Raw genomic sequence first — 17,127 nt, 5'->3', positions numbered from 1 at the left:
TAGCTCTTTGTTTTGACAGCATTATTCCAAGCAACGCGTGTCCGCTTTGCCTGGAAGTGCTTTAATGGCGGAAATGGCGCATCCCGGTGAAGACCATGGCGATGCCGTGCTCGTCGGCGGCGTCGATCACTTCCTGATCGCGCATCGAGCCGCCGGGCTGGATCACCGCCGTCGCGCCGGCCGCGACCGCCGACAGCAGCCCGTCGGCAAAGGGGAAGAAGGCGTCCGACGCCACGGCCGAGCCGCGCGTCAGCACCTCGCCGCCGGCTGCCTGTGCCGCATCCTCGGCCTTGCGGGCGGCGATGCGGGCCGAATCCACCCGGCTCATCTGGCCGGCGCCGATGCCCACCGTCGCGAGATCGCGGACATAGACGATGGCGTTGGACTTCACATGCTTGGCGACGCGGAAGGCGAAGCGCAGGTCCGCCATTTCGCGCTCGCTCGGCGCGCGCTTGGTGACGACCTTCAGATCCAGCGCGTCCACCGTTCCGGCATCCCGGCTCTGGACGAGCAGGCCGCCGGCCACGGACTTGACGAGGAGCCCCGGCGTGCGCGGGTCCGGCAGGCCGCCGGTCAGAAGCAGGCGCAGGTTCTTCTTGGCGGCCACCAGCGCGATCGCCTCCTCGTCCGCCTCGGGCGCGATGATGACCTCGGTGAAGACCTTGACGATCTCCGCCGCCGACGCCGCATCGAGCCGGCGGTTCAGCGCCACGATGCCGCCGAAGGCCGAAACGGGGTCGCAGGCCAGCGCCTTGCCATAGGCCTCGATCAGGCTGCCGCCCTCGGCCACGCCGCAGGGGTTGGCGTGCTTGATGATGGCGACGGCGGCCGTGCGGGCGGGGTCGAACTCGGCCACCAGCTCGAAGGCGGCGTCCGTGTCGTTGATGTTGTTGTAGGAGAGTTCCTTGCCCTGCACCTGCCGGGCGGTGGCGACGCCCGCGCGGTTGGAGCCGTCGAGATAGAAGGCAGCGCTCTGGTGCGGGTTCTCGCCATAGCGCAGCGAGGAGGCCAGCGTGCCGGCAAAGGCGCGGCGGGCGGGCGAGACGTCCTGCGTGACGCCGGCGAACCATGTCGAGACCGCCGCGTCATAGGCCGCCGTCAGCCCATAGGCCTTGCCGGCGAGGCGGCGGCGCAGGTCGAGCTCGACCTCGCCCTTGCCCTCTTCCAGTGCGGCGAGGAAGCCGTCGTAGTCGGCGGGGTCGGTCAGAACGCTGACATAGGCGTGGTTCTTGGCGCCGGCGCGGATCATGGCCGGGCCGCCGATGTCGATATTCTCGATGATCGCCGCCTTGTCGGCGCCGGACGCCACGGTCTGGGCGAAGGGGTAGAGATTGACCACGAGAAGGTCGAGGCCGGAAATGCCGTGCTCGTCCATCGCCGCCTGATGCGCGGGGTCGGCGCGCATGCCGAGCAGACCGCCGTGGACGCCGGGATGCAGCGTCTTCACCCGTCCGTCCATGATCTCGGGAAAGCCGGTCAGTTCGCTGACGTCGCGCACCGGCAGGCCGGCGGCCTCGATCGCGGCGCGCGTGCCGCCGGTGGACACCAGCTCGACGCCGCGCGCGGCAAGGCCCCGGGCGAGATCCACGAGGCCGGTCTTGTCGAAGACGGAGAGAAGCGCGCGGCGTACGGGATGGCGATCAGGGGCGGGGTAGAGATTGGCGGCGACGGCCATGGGCGGCACTCCAGGCTGGAAGGGGCGGTCAGGGTCAGCAAAGCCCGAGAAGCCCCGGACAGATTGTCCTCCCCATAAAGCGCAAAAGGGCGGGGAACAACGGTCTTCGGCCATTTGGCCATGCAGCGGAAGCTTGGAGCGCGCGGCAGGCGCGCTGTCCGACGCCGTCCCCTCGCCTCGCGGCGTGTGCCGACAGGGCGGGGCCGAAGATCGGCACCGGAAATTTGTCGCGCGGGTCGGGGCCGCAGCCCTCGTGGGCGGAAGCCGATGGTGGCGAAGCCCAGTCGAGCGCGCCAACCGTCGGAGCGCCCGGCGGAGGCCGGTTGACGCCGGCCGGGCGATCCCTATTCAGGGTGCCTTGGTAAAGGAGACGGACCATGAATTCACCCGGCGTCGGCTGCGGGATCGCGATCCTGCGGGACAACCAGCTTCTTCTGGTCCAGCGGCTGCGGGCGCCGGAGGCGGGCTGCTGGAGCTTTCCCGGCGGCAAGGTCGATCTGTTCGAGACGTCCGATGCGGCGGCCGCGCGCGAGACGGCGGAAGAACTCGGCATCGCGGTCGGGCCGCTGCAACTGCTCTGCCTGGTGGACCTGATCGACCGGGCGGGCGGCACGCACTGGGTCTCGCCGGTCTTTCTCGCCACCGAGTTCGAGGGCGAGCCGCGCCTTTTGGAGCCGGAGAAGCATGGCGGGCTCGGCTGGTTCGCGCTGGACGCGCTGCCGGAGCCCTTGTCGGAAGCCGTGCGCATGGCCGCACAGGTGCTGGCGAGGTAGATCGGACGCCGGGGGCTTTTCAGGACTTGCCAGCTCGGCGGGCCAGGGTCTTTCGCCTGCGCGCTTCGCCGCAAAGACTCAAGCTGTGCCGCCAATATCGACGGCACTCGCCCTCTCCAGCGGACCCAATCCTCAGCCGTCCTTCACCCGGAACTTCGGCCCGATCTTAGCCGGCTCCATCTCGTTTCAAGCATTGAACCAAGCCGGCTGACATAGCTCGGGTTGCAGGTCGGGACGCGGCAGCTGCGGTCAGTGCCTTGGAGCGTCTGACAGAACCTCCGGGCGGAGGATGGCCGGAGGGATTTCTGTTTATCGTCGTGGAGCGAGACGCAATCGTGCGAGCACGCAGGGCCAAGCATTTGAGACGAAGTCCACGGCGAAATGGACCCGACTAGCTGTCCCCACGAGATGTTCGCTAGGTGCTTTTTGACCGCGAAATGCAGCCGGGCGCAGCCGATGGCGGGGTAACTGAACGTCTAGCCTCAGCGGGTCGCCGCCAGCGCTTCGTCGCCCGGCTGCTGGCCGGGGCGCATCGGCTCGGTGCGACGGGCGAGGTCGTCCAAAGTGTTGGGCAGGACGCCGACCGCGCGGTTCATCCCCCCGCATCCGGCGAGACCGGCACAGAGCAGCGCGAGAAGAAGAGACAGGCGAGGCATGGCGGGCTCCCGGGTTCGCACCCTGACATAGAGCCGGCGGCGGCGGCTTTCAGCCCCATGGCGTCTTCGCCGCAAGCAGGGGCGGCAGAAGCGAACGATGCGCCCGGTCTCGAAGCCTGTTTGGAAACTCGGTCGGGTCGGTCCGACAGCGATTCTTCGCTGACCGGGCACGGCGGGACGGCAGTGCCAGCGCGTCGGATTGGCGCGAGCACCGCAGATGGCTCACCCGTGCGCCGCTCACGCGGCAGATGTCTCGCCCTAGGGGACGGCGGACAAGCGCCGGCGGACCGACCCGACCGCTTTATCGAACCGCCTCTCAGCGTTCGAAGCACCAGGCGAGTTCGGTGCGCTCCATCGGGTCGAACACGATGCCGATCTGCAGGGTCGGCCGCGCGCCGCTCCGGTCGGCGAAGAGGATGGAATCTTCCAGCCGCGCCGCGACCTCGCTGCGGAACCACCAGACCTCTTCGCCATGGCTGAGGCGGATGCCGCTCGGCGTCTCGTCGGCGGTCACGTCGGGGTGGAGATGGAAACGCAGCATGCCCAGCGGCTCGTCCGAGGCCGGGCGATGGGCGCGGCCGTTCGCCTGGAACAAGCGGTCGATGCCCTCGATGCGCCGCCCGTCGCGCGACAGATGGATCTCGCGCTCGTGGACGAAGCCGAAGGGGACGCGGTAACCGTCATGGGCGGCGGTGAGAAGCTGGCCCTCGCCCGTGTCCTCGCGCGAGACGGGAACGCGGGTCGGCCCCGGCAGGAGCGGCACGCCGAGATAGCGGTCCAGCGCGGGCGACTTGGCGAAGCGTGAGGAGGAATGGTCGCCCAGCACCAGGGTCGAATGCGCCGCCGTGTTGCGCGCCAGGCGCCGGCCGGCATCCTCGGCGCGAACGGTCGCGCCGCAATTGACCACCATGCGGCGACGGCCGGAGGAGAACTCGAAGGCCAGCGTGCCGGCATGGGCCTCGCCCGCGACGGCGGGCGCCGGCGGCAGGCCGGTGTCGGCCAGAAGCACGGTGCCGCCGGCGGCCAGACGCTGGTAGCCGGACTGGCGCAGCGCCGAAACCGGCTCGCCCAAGGTCTCGTCATAGCGCAGGAGCTGGTGCAGCAGCGCGCGGTCGGCGAGCCCCGCGCCGTTGAACAGGGCCAGGGCGCCGTCGCCATGCTGAAAGAAGCGCAGCGCCGGCAGCATCCGGTCGATGGCGCTGAACAGGGCCCGCGGCATCGCCTGGTTGCGATGGGCGAAGAGCTGGCGCAGCGGCAGAAGATCGGCCAGAAGCGTGGGGATCGCGGCCGGATTGCGCGAGACGTGGCCCCCGTCGGGATGGATCTGCCGGTCGAGTTCTTCGGCCAGCAGCTTGGCCGCGCCGCGCACGGCGCAACGCCGGGCGGGCTGGCAGAGCGCGGCCGTGGCGAGCGCGATGCGGGCGAGAAGGCGCGGCATGCCGTCCGGCGCCGAGCCGGCGGCGCGGGCGAGATGGCGCGTCTGGCGCGCCAGACCGGCCTCGAAGCGCCGCGCGAACATCTCGTCCGCCTGCGCCAGAACGATCGGCGAATGGGACAGGAGGCTGACGAGGCGGCGGGCGGAGACTTCGTGGTCGAAGGCGAGGCGCGGCAGGGCGCGGCGCTCGAAGCCGAGCCAATCGCCCACCAGCACGCGCGCCTGCTCGGCCGCGAGCGCGTCGCCGGCCTCGGTGAAATGGCGCAGCCAGCCAAAACCGTGCAGCTCCGCCATCCAGCTTCGCGGCGCCTGGCGCAGCGCGAAGGGCGAGCGGCTGCCGAACTCCACGTCATGGCCGGCGAGCCTGACATGGCCGGAATAGAAGCTTTCCACGAGGCCCGGCTCGGCGCGGCGTAAGTCGGCCGGCACGGCCGCCAGACTTCCCGCGCGCCGCCCGGCCAGCGGCGAGAGCGCGACCATGGCCGGCGCGACGCCGCGCAGGCGGCGCAGCGTCTCGCGGACCATCAGTCCCGCGAGGCGTGGCTCATCGACAAATCCCGTCGTCATCGCAACTCTCCCGACCGTCACGAACGGCCTTGTGCCCCGATCCTGCCTGCGCCGCAGGGTGGAGGTGCGGCAAGCGCGTCGTGTTGCTCCGGATTTTCGGCAAACAGGGTTAATACGCCCCTAATACGAATCGATGACAGGACAGCAAAGCGGGCCGGCGCGAACGCGAAAACGTGAAATCGGGCGTTTGCGCTGGCCTGAGGCTGGATCGCGAACGGGTGGGTTTGGGGCCGGTCGGGCGAGGCCGGCTTTTGAGGCTGCGAGACCTCAGAGACGGATCGTGCCGAGCCCGCGTCCAGCCCCTTCGCACATGTCGCAAGGACGGCTGCATCGCTTGCGACATGTCGAATGTTTGGGAGGCTTTGGCGTGGGCTAAGGCTGCGAAAGGCGGACGCGCTCCCACCGGCACTGCGCGACAGTTTGGATACGCGTCCTTCCACCGGTCCAGCGAGAGCCCGTCTGAGACATTCGGCGGCGCAGAGTTGGCGATCGGTTTTTCACCGTTCGGGACGCGCCGACCGCAGCGAGTCCCGGCAGCATCGGAGAGGGTCAGCAACTTTCCCCGCGCGCAGGCGGACCGCGTGGCTCGCTCCGGGCGGAGGTGCAAAGGAGCCGCAGGATCGACCCGCCCCGGTTTCCAGCGATGCTCCAGAAAGCAACACGCTCGGATCGGACTCGCCTACTGACCTTGCGAGGGAAGGCGCGCCTGGATAAGGGTTCCCATACCTCCAAGATCAGACCGGCCGCATGGCTTCCCCCATGGAGGTCTAGTGGATGGGATTGCGCTCCTCCCCGCAACCTCAGTGAAGACGCCCGCCGACTGCTTTCCGATCGCCCCGAAGCCGTGCGAACGCGCCGAAGCGGTTATGCTTCATGGGTAGGTCTCGTGTCGGCCCGGGCGGGCTGGTGACGCACGACAGCGCGCAGCTACCCCGCCCGTCCACCTGAGCCCGTCCCCGGTCTCGCCCCTAGCGCAACCGACGGCGAGACCGACCCTTCTGGTCTGCCCTTACAGCCTCGGAACGCCCCCTCAGGCGCTCCGCTCGCTGCGCCGCAGACGCGCGGCGAAGAAGCCGTCGAGGCCGGACAGGGCCGGCGTGTCGCGCGCCAGCATAGCCGGCGTGGTGCGCAGATACCCTTCCTTCGACACGGCGTCACTAATGCCCGGCACCTCGTCGGGCCGCACCGGCTCGACGCTGTAGTCCGAGCGCGAGGCGAGAAAGGCCGAGACCGTCTCCTCGCCTTCCAACGGGTCGAGCGAGCAGTTGGAGAAAAGAAGCATCCCGCCGGGGGCCACGAGATCGGCCGCGCGCGCCAGAAGCCGCGCCTGCACCTCGGCGAGCTTGCGCACCTCCTCGGCGTCCTTGGTGTAGGCGACATCGGGATGGCGGCGGATCGTTCCGGTGGAGGAACAGGGCGCGTCGAGCAGCACGGCGTCGAAGCGCTCGTCCGTCTCGAAGCGCATGAGATCGCTGCCGACGAACTCCGCCTCCAAGCCAAGCCGGGCGAAGTTCTCCTTCAATCGGCGCAGGCGCGAGGGCGAGATTTCCACCGCCGTAACCTTGGCGCCGCGCGCGGCGAGCTGCGCCGTCTTGCCACCCGGCGCGGCGCAGAGATCGGCCACCCTCAGCCCCGTCACCTCGCCCATGAGGCGCACCGGCAGGCTGGCGGCGGCGTCCTGCACCCACCAGTCCCCCGCCTCGTAGCCCGGCAGGTCGCTGACGGACTCGTCGCCCGGCGGGCGGCGCACCGTGCCGAAGGGCAGCACCTCGCCGCCGAGCGCTTGCGCCACGCCCGCCGGATCGCCCCGCGCGGTGAGGTCGAGCGGCGCCGGCAGCTGGTGCATGGCGACGATGGCGCGCGCACCCTCCTCGCCATAGGCGGCGGCAAGGCGCGTCCACAGCCAGTCCGGGCAGTCGAGGCGCGGATCGGAAAAGCGCGCGAGGAACTCGTCCTTTTCGCGCGCCACGCGCCGCAGCACGGCGTTGACGAGGCCCGAGAAGCGCTCCGAGCGCGGATCGGCCAAGGCGTGGGCGACGGCGAGATCCACCGCCGCCGAATCCGGCACGTCGAGAAACAGGATCTGCGCCGCGCCGACGTGAAGAAGATGGCGCAGCTGATCGGCCCGGCCCGGCAGCGGCCGGTCGAGGCAGTCGGAGAGGATCGCCTCGATCGTGCCGCGCCGGCGCAGCGCGGTCAGCAGGATGGCGCGCACCAGGCCCTGGTCGCGCGCGTCGAGCTTGAGAATGTCGGGATGGCCGTGGCGGCGATCGGTGAGCCCGTCGGCGGAGGTCTTGGCGTCCACCACGGCGGCGAGCAGGCGGGCCGCCGTGCGGCGCGTGGCGAGGCCCGGGCGCTCGCCGCCGCTCTCGTTGGACGGCGGGCGCCCCCCTCGGCCGGACGGGCGGCGGCCCGAGGACGAGGCGGAGCGGGCGGAGGTGCGGGGAGTTTCCATCGGCCAGTCTATGGGCAAGAGCGCGGCCGGGAGCAAGAGCGCGGCAGGACGGAAGGCCGCACCGCCCTGCCCTCGCGGCCGGCCGGGAGAGTTGTCGGCGATCCTCTGCCCGAGCGTCATGCCCTGAGAGACTGTTTGACGACCCGACGGCGGAGGCCCGCCAAGTGATTTTTTGATGTTCGAGAGCCGCCAAACTTGAGTGATGTAAGGGCGCATCGGCGAGGATTGGCAACGGTCCATGCGGACGGACGAGACATCTGATGCGCTTGCGCAGCACTGCCGCGCCTGCGCGGCATGTCTCGCCCTGGGGCGACGGCGGAAATGCGTCTGCGGACCGACCCGCCCGGGTTGTCAAACAGTCTCGAAGGTCCAATGGCGCGTCTCGCGGCCGCGTTTCAGACACGGCGCTGATCGACGCATGCACACTCGCCTTTCAACGCCCCCTTGCCAAAGCGCGCGAAGCGCGGTTTGGGCGGGCGGACGGCGCGGCCCGCTCCATAATGAGGACTGCTTGCGAAAAACCGGGAAGGGACAGGGCATGGAACCGGACTTTGACGACGAGACGCTGGCCCTGGCCGGCCGGCTGTTCCAGGCTGCGCGGGAGGGCGACGCCGCGACGCTGGAAGGGGCGCTGGCGCATGGCCTGCCGGCCGATCTCTGCAACGACAAGGGCGACACGCTCCTGATGCTGGCGAGCTATCACGGCCACACCGAACTCGCCGCGCTGCTCCTGCGCCACGGCGCCGACCCGGACCGCGCCAACGACCGGGGCCAGACGCCGCTGGCCGGCACCGCCTTCAAGGGCGACGCGGCCACCGCGCAGGCCCTCCTAGAGGGCGGCGCGGCGGTCGACGCGGCGGGGCCGGACGGGCGCACGCCGCTGATGATGGCCGCCATGTTCAACCGCGTCGCGCTCGTGCGCCTTTTCCTCGAGCATGGCGCCGACCCCTCGCGCCAGACGCCCGAAGGCCTCACCGCGCTCGCTGCCGCCCGCGCCATGGGCGCCGCCGACACGCCCGCTCTCTTGGAAGAACCGCGCGAGGGCTGAGAGTACGCGCCCCGCCGTGGCGAATGCGACGGCGGGGAAGCGGTCGCCGAACGGAGATTGGTCGAGACGCCGGCGCGCGGGCCAACAGGAAACAGAGGGGACCACGGGGAGCATGGCATGGAGCGGCATCGCCCTCTGACCCAGGCTCAGCGCGAGGGCGATCCGGCATCCAGCGGGATCGGTCGGACCCGGTGCCGGCGCTCAGTGCCCTCAGCGAGGCCACGGAGCGGAAGCACCAATGGTATCTCGCCTATGTGGCAGGCGTGGACCGCGACAGGCTGAGGGAGCCGGTCTGCTTCACCTTCTCGGATGGCGACAAGGGCTGCATGACGCGCGAGGAAATGCTGGCCCATGTCCTGCTCCATGGCGCGGTGCATCGTGGCGAGGTCGCCCGCATCCTCGGCCAGATCGGCGTCCCGTTGCCGTGGGACACGCTGGCGGTCCATCTGCACCACGCCGAACCCGCCCGACGCCGGATGGAAGGCCGCGAGTTGGCCAGCACCTGAGGGCGCGGGCGAGCCGGCGCGACGATCGGACTCGATCAGTCTGGCCATGGCCGGCCGGTCTTCCTATGTGTCATCCCAAGGGCGTGTGCTGCGTGCGCCTTGGGCTTCCCTAAACCGACGGAGACTTGATTCATTCCGTCCTTAGGGAAGGCGAAGCCATGTCCTCGCGCGATCCGTCTCAACCACGTATGCCGCCCCCAGCCGCGCCGCACCCCGCCGGTGCGCTCTCGCGCTTCCTGGCAAGCGAAAGCGCGGCGGGCTTGGTGCTGATGGCGGCGGCGGCGCTGGCGCTGGTGGTGGCCAACTCGCCGCTGGCGCCGGTTTATTTCGCGGCGCTCCATGCTGATCTCGGCGGGCTGTCGCTGCTTCATTGGATCAACGACGCCTTGATGGCGCTGTTCTTCCTGCTGGTCGGGCTGGAGATCAAGCGGGAGGTGCTGGGCGGGCAGCTTGCCAGCTGGCAGGCGCGCGTTCTGCCGGGGCTGGCCGCGCTCGGCGGCATGGCAATGCCGGCGCTGATCTATCTCGCTTTCAACGCCGCCTCGCCGGAGAGCCGGGGCGGATGGGCCATTCCGGCGGCAACCGACATCGCCTTCGCGCTCGGCGTCCTGTCGCTCATCGGCTCGCGCGTGCCGCCGTCGCTGAAGGTCTTCCTGGCGGCACTAGCGATCCTCGACGATCTCGGCGCGGTTCTCATCATCGCGCTCTTCTACACCGCCGAACTCGACCTTCTCGCGCTGGCCGGCGCGGGCGGCGTGGTCGTGCTGCTCGCGCTTCTCAACCGGCGCGGCGTCACGCATCTCGCGCCCTATCTCGCGCTCGGCGCGGTTCTCTGGGCGCTGGTCTTCCTGTCGGGCGTCCACGCGACGCTGGCGGGCGTCTTGCTGGCGCTCGCCATTCCACTCAGGGTGGCGGCACCCGGCCTGCAGCGCGAGGCCCCGCCGCTTCTCCGGCTGGAACACGCGATCCAGCCCACGGTCGCCTTCCTGATCGTGCCGCTCTTCGGCTTCGCCAATGCGGGCGTGTCCTTTGCCGGCTTCTCCCCGGCCGCGCTGCTCGACCCCGTTCCCCTCGGCATCGCGGCGGGGCTGTTTCTCGGCAAGCAGATCGGCGTCTTCGCCATGGTGCGCCTTGCCGTCTCCGCGGGCTGGGCCAGCGTGCCCGAGCGCGCCACCTGGGCGCAAGTCTATGGCGTGGCGCTCCTCTGCGGCATCGGCTTCACCATGAGCCTTTTCATCGGCCTTCTCGCCTTTCCCACCTCGCCCACGCTGCAGGACGAGGTGAAGCTCGGCGTGCTTCTCGGATCGCTCACCTCGGGGTGCCTCGGCGCGCTGGTGCTGCGGCTAGTGCCGACGCGCCTGCGGGCAGCTTAAGGCACCTTCTCAGCCCCAAGGCCCCGGCCCGCCAGCGCCGCTCGAGCCGCCGTGCGGCGGCACGGAGCCCCGGCCCCAGGGTCCCGAACGGGCCACGCGCCGGGGCGCGGCGGCGGCGGGCGGGATGAAGCCACCGGAAAAGCCGCCCTCGCCTTCCATCGTCAGAAGCGCGTCGATCCGGTTCTGCGTGTCCGGATGGGTGGAGAAGAGACTGTCCATGCGCTGCCCGTTCAGCGGGTTGACGATGAACATATGCGCGGTCGCGGGATTGCGCTCGGCCTCTATGTTGACGCTGTGCCCCGCCGAGCCGGCGATCTTGGCCAGGGCCGAGGCGAGCGCGCGAGGGTTGCCGCAGATTTCCGCGCCGCGCCGGTCGGCGGAATATTCGCGCGTGCGCGAGATCGCCATCTGCACGATCATCGCCGCGAAGGGCGCGACCAGCGTCGCCACCAGGATGCCGATCAGGCCCAGCGGATTGTTGTTCTCGCGGTGGCCGCCGAAGAAGAAGGCGAAATTCCCGAGCATGGAGATCGCGCCGGCCAGTGTCGCGGTGACGGTCATGGTCAGCGTGTCGCGGTTCTGCACATGGGCGAGCTCGTGCGCCATGACCCCGGCCACCTCGTCCGGCGTCAGGCGAGCCAGAAGACCGGTCGTCGCGGCCACCGCCGCGTTTTGCGGATTGCGGCCGGTGGCGAAGGCGTTGGGCTGGTCGTTCTCGATGAGATAGACGCGGGGCATGGGCAGGCCGGCACGCTCGGACAGGACCGCCACCATGCGGTAAAGATCGGGCGCGGTGCGCTCGTCCACCTCGTGCGCGTCGTACATGCGCAGCACCAGCTTGTCGGCGTTCCAGTAAGAAAAGAGATTGGTGGCGAGCGCGAACAGGAAGGCGATCATCATGCCGCCGCGCCCGCCGAGCAGGAAGCCGACGCCCATGAAAAGGGCGGTCATCCCGGCAAGCAGCATGGCCGTCTTGATCTGGTTCATGGGTCGGATCGTTCCTCGCCCCGGCGCGCCGTGAAATCCATTGGGGGCTTGCGGTCGGCGCCGTTTCGACCGATCTGCCACGGCATAGGATGTGGGGCCGACCTGCCGGCCCGTCAACGAAGCGCGCCGGCCGAGGAGGCCAGCCTTCCCGCCCACGAGGAGCCCCTGCGATGACCAACGAAGCCGACCGAACGCAGGAGCGCGTTCTTTCCCCCGCCGCGCAGCGGGCGCTGGCGGAGGCCGAGGCGCGCCGGGCGCGCGGCGAGGCGGAAAAGCTGAACAGCAGCGAGCGGCCGCCCGAACAAGGCGGGCGCGGCGGCGCCGAGCCGGCCCGCTACGGCGACTGGGAAAAGAACGGCATTATCTCGGACTTTTGATCGGCGGCTAGTCGCACGGGTTGCCGGGGAGCGGACGCGGCCTTCCCCTCGGTAGGGCGGTTTCCTGAGAGAGCGTTCAGAGTTGGGCGACGAGGAGACGACAGGCGTTCGCGCCTGACTGCGATGACTTCAAGGGCAGGGATATGAGCGACGAAAGCCCCCAAGGGACAGATTGAATTTCAAGCGGGCGCCGTAGCAGAGGTGGCGTCCGCCTCGCTGCTCATAGCTCGTCCGGGAAAGCCGGCGATGTCCCAGGGTGATGCAATTTCCCGGAGCGTCGATCGTAAGAGCATCTGCGATAGGGACGCCGGCCGAGCGCTTGCTGATTGGCGCTTTGTAATGGGGCGGGACGGCTCCAGCGGGCCGGGAGAGATCGGTGAATGGGGCAGGCGTCTTAGCCATGGGCGCGAGGCCTGCACTCACGAGGAGCCGACGCCGGTCAAACCACTTCCGGGCTGGCTTACGGCTATCAGGTGCGATGGTTTGCGCGGCCACCCAATGTGGCAGATGGCGCAAACCCCTTCGACCTCTATGTGCTCTCTTTCGAAGCCTATTGAGGAAGACGAACCCGACCTTAAACGTTTGAGAATAGGAATTTAATCTTTGGGGCTTAGGAGCGCTTCCATGCGATTGGTCTGCCTCGTTCTCTTTCTCGGTCTCACGCCCGCCCTCGCCGCCGACGAGGAAACGCCGCCGCGCGAGATCGCGGGGCCGGTCACGGCGCGGGTAATCAAGGTTCGCGACGGGGACACGGTGGAGGTCGAGGCCTATATCTGGCCGCTCCAAAGCGTGACCGTCGCGGTGCGCCTGCGCAATGTCGACGCGCCCGAGCTCCGGGGCCAATGCGAGGCGGAACGGACCAGCGCCTGGCAGGCGCGCGAGCGTCTCGCCGCCCTTGTCGGCGATGGCCCGGTACAGCTCCGCCGCATTTCCGGCGACAAGTATTTCGGCCGGGTCCTGGCCGATCTCTCAAGCCCGACCGAGCCCGACATCGCCACGCGGCTCCTGCGCGAAGGGCTGGTGGACGCCTATGACGGCGGACGGCGCCGCAACTGGTGCGCGACGGTCGGCGCCTTGAAACAGGCGCTGCCGACCAGGGGCTGAGGGCGCCTCGCTGGGTGTGAGACGATCGGGCCGCTCTCGGCTCTTGCCGCTCACGTCCAGCATGCAGCGGAAAACTGCTAGAGGAATCGAATGCGAGGATCGGCTTTCGAAACCGCCACGCTTCGCTATACGCCCCTCGCTCGACGCTGGGTCCGAGAGGGAGGGGCCAAAAGAGCGGTTAGCCTGCCTGCCGTAGACTGCTGCCGCGCGAGGAACTTGCCGCGCGCATGCCGCCGCCCTCTCCTGCCCAAGACAAACACCTCGCCTAACGCCCCCAGAACCTGTTTGGAAAGTCGCCGGCAAAGAGGGCGCTTCGCTAGGTGCGAGGCGATCGCGCCGCTTCCCGGCCTCGCCGCTCACGTTCGCCTTGCGGTGGAGAAGCTGCCAGCGGAGTCGGGCGTGAGGATCGGCTTTCGAAGCCACCACGCTTCGCTATTCGCCCCTCGCTCGAAGCTGGGTCCCAAAGGAAGGGGTCGAAAAAGCGGTTAGCCTACCTGCCGCAGAATGCCGACGGGCAAGGGTTGCCGCGCACTTGCCGCCTTCTCTTCCAACCAACGCCGAACATCTCGCCTGACTGCTCTGGAACCTCTTTGAGAATTAGCGAGCGAAGAGCGGGCGCGAGATGTGGGATGTTACGAGGCGCGTCGCTTCGGGATGAGAGGGCGCAGCGGCAAGGATCGGCAACCATCCAAGCGGAAAAGCGAAACTTCGGATGCGTCTACGCAGGTCTGATCCGCCTGCGCGACACGTCTTGCCCCCTAGCGAAGACGTAGAGGCAGTGATGGACCATAGCTCCGTGCGGACCCCTACCAACGCGTCCCGACCAAAGGCACATCTTCGCCGAGACACGCCAGGCATCACGTAGACGCTGAGGCGCACCTTGCGAAACGCCGTCCCGTGAATGGCGGCATCGCTCTCGTTGGAAGACGCACCGTTCTATCGGGGGGACCAGACCCTGCCCCTTCCCTCCCTCCCCGCCCTTGCCTCCCCCGCCCCGATCGCTACCTCTTGGCCACGAAGGGACGCCCCTTCCCGCCCGGCCTCGGCCGGGACGGCTGATCCGCTCGGGACGACCCGGCCTTTTCAGAAAGGGTCCTCCCATGGCCTATCTCCTTCTTCTCGTCGCCGGCCTTCTGGAAGTCGGCTGGGCTTTCTCCATGAAACAGTCGGACGGGTTCTCGCGCCTCGGGCCGACGCTCCTGACCTTCGCGCTCATGGCGGCAAGCTTCGCGCTCCTGTCGCTGGCCATGCGCAGCCTGCCGCTCGGCACGGCCTATGCGATCTGGACCGGCATCGGCGCGCTCGGCGCCTTTCTGGTCGGCATTCTCGTGCTTGGCGAAAGCGCCAATCCGATGCGGCTTCTGGCTGCCCTACTCATTCTCGGCGGTCTCGTCTTGATGAAGGTCTGGACGCCCGCATGATGCGTGAGAACGGCTGGTTCCATCGCACGAGCAGGGCTAGAAGGTTTCACGTGAAACACCGGGGACCCGCATGACGTCTTCCTCCTCCCGCACGCACATTGCCGAAGCCAAGCTGGCGGACGTGGTTCGACAGGCCGTCGAGGCGCTTGCGCCGGGCTTTGCCGTCCGCCTGTGGACGGGCGAGCGCATCGGGCCGGCCAGCGGCCCGGTTCTGACCATCCGCAGCGCCACCACCCTCGCCCGCCTCGCCTTCCGCCCACGGATCGACACGCTGGTGGCGCTGTGGATGGACAAGAGCCTCGACATCGAGGACGGCACGATCTTCGACATCGCCGAGGCGCGCTCGGGAACGAGCTCGCGGGGCGTGCTCAAGCGGCTCGACAAGTGGCGCCTCGCCAAGGCGCTGCCGGCGCTTCTTTCCTTGCGCAAGCTCGCCAAGGCCGAGGCGGACGAGGCGAAGGTCGGCGCCGATGCCGGGGCCAGCGGCTCCACCAAGGCGGCGATCCAGTTTCACTACGACGTGTCGAACCGCTTCTACGGCCTCTTTCTGGACGAGCGCATGGTCTATTCCTGCGCCTATTTCACCGAGTGGCACGACGATATCGACCGCGCCCAGCGCGACAAGCTCGACATGATCTGCCGCAAGCTGCGGCTCCAGCCGGGCGAGCGGATGCTCGACATCGGCTGCGGCTGGGGCGCGCTGCTGATTCACGCGGCCCAGACCTATGGCGTTACCGGCCATGGCGTGACGCTCAGCCAGGCGCAGTTCGACCTCGCCTCGGAGCGCGTGCGAGCCGCCGGCCTAGAGGATCGGATCACGATCGAGCTGAAACCGTTTCAGGAGCTGACGGGGACCTTCGACAAGATCTCCTCCATCGGCATGTTCGAGCATGTCGGCTTTGCCAACCACGACGCCTATTTCGGCGCGGTGAAGCGGCTGCTGCGCCCGCGCGGCCTTTATCTCCACCACACGATCGCCCGGCCCGCGAAGAAGGATTTCAAGACCTTCACCAAGGGCTCGCGCGAATACCGCGCGCTCACCCGCTACATCTTCCCCGGCGGCGAGCTCGACTGGATCGGCCATTCGCTCCAGAAACTGGAGGCGAACCGGTTCGAGGTGCACGACGTCGAGAACTGGCGCGAGCATTACGGGCGCACCTGCCGGCTCTGGGCGCAGCGCCTCCAGGCGCGAATGGACGAAGCGGTGGCCGAGGTCGGCGAGCCGCAGGCGCGGCTCTGGCTGCTCTATCTCGCCGGCTGCGCCCTGGCCTTCGAGCGCGGCACGGTGATGATCAACCAGACCCTCGCCTCCAAGCGCGACAAGGGCCCCTCCGGCCTGCCGCCGACCCGCGCCGATCTCTACCGCTGACGCCCCACCCTTCCGCCTTTCTGGCCTGAGGGGTTTCGTCGGCCCTTCGCATCACTGCGCTGCGGGAACAGGAAGGCTCCCGAAGAGTTGATCCCGGCGTGAGCGCGAAGCGCGCGAGGCGAGCCGGAGGGTTGGCATGTTGGACGAGGAAAGGCCGGGAGCCGCGCCAAGGTCGAACGGTGAAGGCGAGCGCTATCCCTGGAACGAGGGCAATCTCGAGTCCCGCACCGGCGACGCCCCGCCTCGGCGTGATCCCGCGCCCAAGCCAGGCCGGAGCGAGGGCGCCGGGGAAAGCGACGCGTCCAAGTCCGACGCTGATGCAGAAACTAAAGCCAAGCGCCCGTCCCTCCTGAGGCGCCATCCGTTCCGCATTCTCCTCGCCGTCCTCCTCGTCGCGCTCGCCTGCGCCGGGGGCTATTGGTACTGGCTGGTCTATTCCCATCCTTTCGAGACCACCGACGACGCCTTCGTCGATTCGCGCCAGTTCGCCGTCTCGCCGAAGATCCCCGGGGCCATCGTCGAGGTTCCGGTGGAGGACAACCAGCATGTGAATGTCGGCGACACGCTGTTCCGCATCGACCCGCGCGACTATGAGGCCGCTCTGGCGGAGGCCAAGGCGCGCGTCGCCGCCGCGCAGGCCGCCGTCAACGGTGCGGACGCGCAGATCGCCGCCCAGCAGGCGCAGGTCGAGGAAACCCGCTCGCAGGTCGAGCAGGCGCAGGCGAGCCTCGAATTCGCCAAGCAGGAAGCCGCCCGCGCGCAGGAACTCGTTCGCTCAGGCGCCGGCACGGTGCAGACGGCGCAGCAGCAGACCTCCAACCTGCAACAGCAGGAAGCGGCGCTAACCCGCGCCCGCGCCGGCGTCGTCTCCGCGCAGAAGCAGGTCGGCTCTCTCCAGGCGCAGAAGGCGACCTCGCTCGCGGACCTGCGCGAGGCCGAGGCGCAGCAGATGCAGGCCGAGTTGAACCTCACCTATGTCACCGTCCAGGCCGCGCAGCCCGGCCGCCTCGTGCGCCTGACCGGCGCCGTCGGCCAATATGTCCAGGCCGGGCAGAGCCTTGCCATGTTCGTGCCCGACGAGATCTGGGTAACCGCGAATTTCAAGGAAACACAGATCACCGACATGCGCCCCGGCCAGCCCGTGGATATCCGCATCGACGCCTATCCCGACCACGAAATCCGGGGCCATGTGGATTCCGTGCAGCCGGGGTCCGGCACCGCCTTCTCGCTCCTGCCGGCCGAGAACGCGACCGGCAACTACGTGAAGGTCGTGCAGCGCGTGCCGGTGAAGATCGTCGCCGAGAATTGGCCGACCGACGTGTCGATCGGCCCCGGCATGTCGGTGGTGCCCACCGTCACCGTGCGCCCGAGGGACTGATCC

General features: G+C 69.0%; 14 protein-coding genes. 9 read left to right on the top strand and 5 right to left on the bottom strand.

What is annotated here, in order from left to right:
- Positions 1-61: 61 nt before the first annotated feature.
- Positions 62-1,675, bottom strand: coding sequence for a bifunctional phosphoribosylaminoimidazolecarboxamide formyltransferase/IMP cyclohydrolase (gene purH / locus M673_RS02360; protein WP_061973287.1), 1,614 nt, complete (start codon positions 1,673-1,675; stop codon positions 62-64).
- Between the two features lie 377 nt (positions 1,676-2,052).
- On the opposite strand from purH, the gene M673_RS02355 reads away from it, so the two are divergent.
- Positions 2,053-2,448 (top strand): NUDIX domain-containing protein, encoded by a 396-nt coding sequence (locus M673_RS02355; RefSeq protein WP_061973285.1) that lies wholly within the window; start codon positions 2,053-2,055, stop codon positions 2,446-2,448.
- Positions 2,449-2,930: 482 nt separating this feature from the next.
- Here M673_RS02355 and M673_RS24475 read toward each other — a convergent pair whose 3' ends face one another.
- The 3 genes from M673_RS24475 to M673_RS02345 all read right to left on the bottom strand — a co-directional run bounded on the left by M673_RS24475 (position 2,931) and on the right by M673_RS02345 (position 7,561).
- Positions 2,931-3,104: a hypothetical protein gene (locus M673_RS24475; RefSeq protein WP_156421143.1), complete on the bottom strand. Its 174-nt coding sequence runs from the start codon at positions 3,102-3,104 to the stop codon at positions 2,931-2,933.
- A gap of 316 nt (positions 3,105-3,420) precedes the next feature.
- Positions 3,421-5,106, bottom strand: a complete 1,686-nt coding sequence (locus M673_RS02350; RefSeq protein WP_061973283.1) for a heparinase II/III family protein — start codon at positions 5,104-5,106, stop codon at positions 3,421-3,423.
- 1,030 nt (positions 5,107-6,136) lie between these two features.
- Positions 6,137-7,561 carry an RsmB/NOP family class I SAM-dependent RNA methyltransferase gene (locus M673_RS02345; RefSeq protein ID WP_061977587.1) on the bottom strand — a complete coding sequence of 475 codons (1,425 nt, stop codon included), beginning with the start codon at positions 7,559-7,561 and terminating at the stop codon, positions 6,137-6,139.
- A gap of 538 nt (positions 7,562-8,099) precedes the next feature.
- Between M673_RS02345 and M673_RS02340 the strand changes: the two genes are divergently transcribed.
- The 3 genes from M673_RS02340 to nhaA all read left to right on the top strand — a co-directional run bounded on the left by M673_RS02340 (position 8,100) and on the right by nhaA (position 10,488).
- Positions 8,100-8,609, top strand: a complete 510-nt coding sequence (locus M673_RS02340; RefSeq protein ID WP_061973281.1) for an ankyrin repeat domain-containing protein — start codon at positions 8,100-8,102, stop codon at positions 8,607-8,609.
- Positions 8,610-8,632: 23 nt separating this feature from the next.
- Entirely contained in the window at positions 8,633-9,115 is a 483-nt protein-coding gene (locus M673_RS02335; RefSeq protein WP_082639128.1) for a DinB family protein, read from the top strand.
- 158 nt (positions 9,116-9,273) lie between these two features.
- On the top strand, positions 9,274-10,488 hold the full coding sequence (gene nhaA, locus M673_RS02330; RefSeq protein WP_082639127.1) for a Na+/H+ antiporter NhaA: 1,215 nt from the start codon (positions 9,274-9,276) through the stop codon (positions 10,486-10,488).
- Between the two features lie 9 nt (positions 10,489-10,497).
- On the opposite strand, the gene htpX is transcribed toward nhaA, so the two are convergent.
- Positions 10,498-11,475, bottom strand: a complete 978-nt coding sequence (gene htpX, locus M673_RS02325) for a zinc metalloprotease HtpX (protein WP_061973276.1) — start codon at positions 11,473-11,475, stop codon at positions 10,498-10,500.
- A gap of 170 nt (positions 11,476-11,645) precedes the next feature.
- Here htpX and M673_RS02320 point away from each other — a divergent pair, with 170 nt between their 5' ends.
- From M673_RS02320 to M673_RS02300, 5 genes are all read left to right on the top strand, one after another.
- Entirely contained in the window at positions 11,646-11,852 is a 207-nt protein-coding gene (locus tag M673_RS02320) for a DUF1674 domain-containing protein (RefSeq protein WP_061973275.1), read from the top strand.
- A gap of 624 nt (positions 11,853-12,476) precedes the next feature.
- Positions 12,477-12,956 carry a thermonuclease family protein gene (locus M673_RS02315; protein ID WP_061973273.1) on the top strand — a complete coding sequence of 160 codons (480 nt, stop codon included), beginning with the start codon at positions 12,477-12,479 and terminating at the stop codon, positions 12,954-12,956.
- A 1,100-nt stretch (positions 12,957-14,056) separates the two neighbouring features.
- A complete protein-coding gene (locus tag M673_RS02310) occupies positions 14,057-14,377 on the top strand; it encodes a DMT family transporter (protein WP_061973272.1) in 321 nt (106 codons plus the stop codon).
- Positions 14,378-14,447: 70 nt separating this feature from the next.
- The gene (locus M673_RS02305) at positions 14,448-15,746 is read left to right on the top strand and encodes an SAM-dependent methyltransferase (RefSeq protein ID WP_061973270.1); all 1,299 of its coding nucleotides are present in this window, start codon (positions 14,448-14,450) and stop codon (positions 15,744-15,746) included.
- A 136-nt stretch (positions 15,747-15,882) separates the two neighbouring features.
- Complete coding sequence (locus M673_RS02300; protein ID WP_061973268.1) at positions 15,883-17,124, top strand: HlyD family secretion protein; 1,242 nt, start codon at positions 15,883-15,885, stop codon at positions 17,122-17,124.
- Positions 17,125-17,127: the final 3 nt, after the last annotated feature.

It is taken from the genome of Aureimonas sp. AU20 (assembly GCF_001442755.1).
Classification (GTDB): domain Bacteria; phylum Pseudomonadota; class Alphaproteobacteria; order Rhizobiales; family Rhizobiaceae; genus Aureimonas.
The sequence above is the reverse complement of the archived record's forward strand: the minus strand, read 5'-3'. Positions and strand labels throughout refer to the sequence as shown.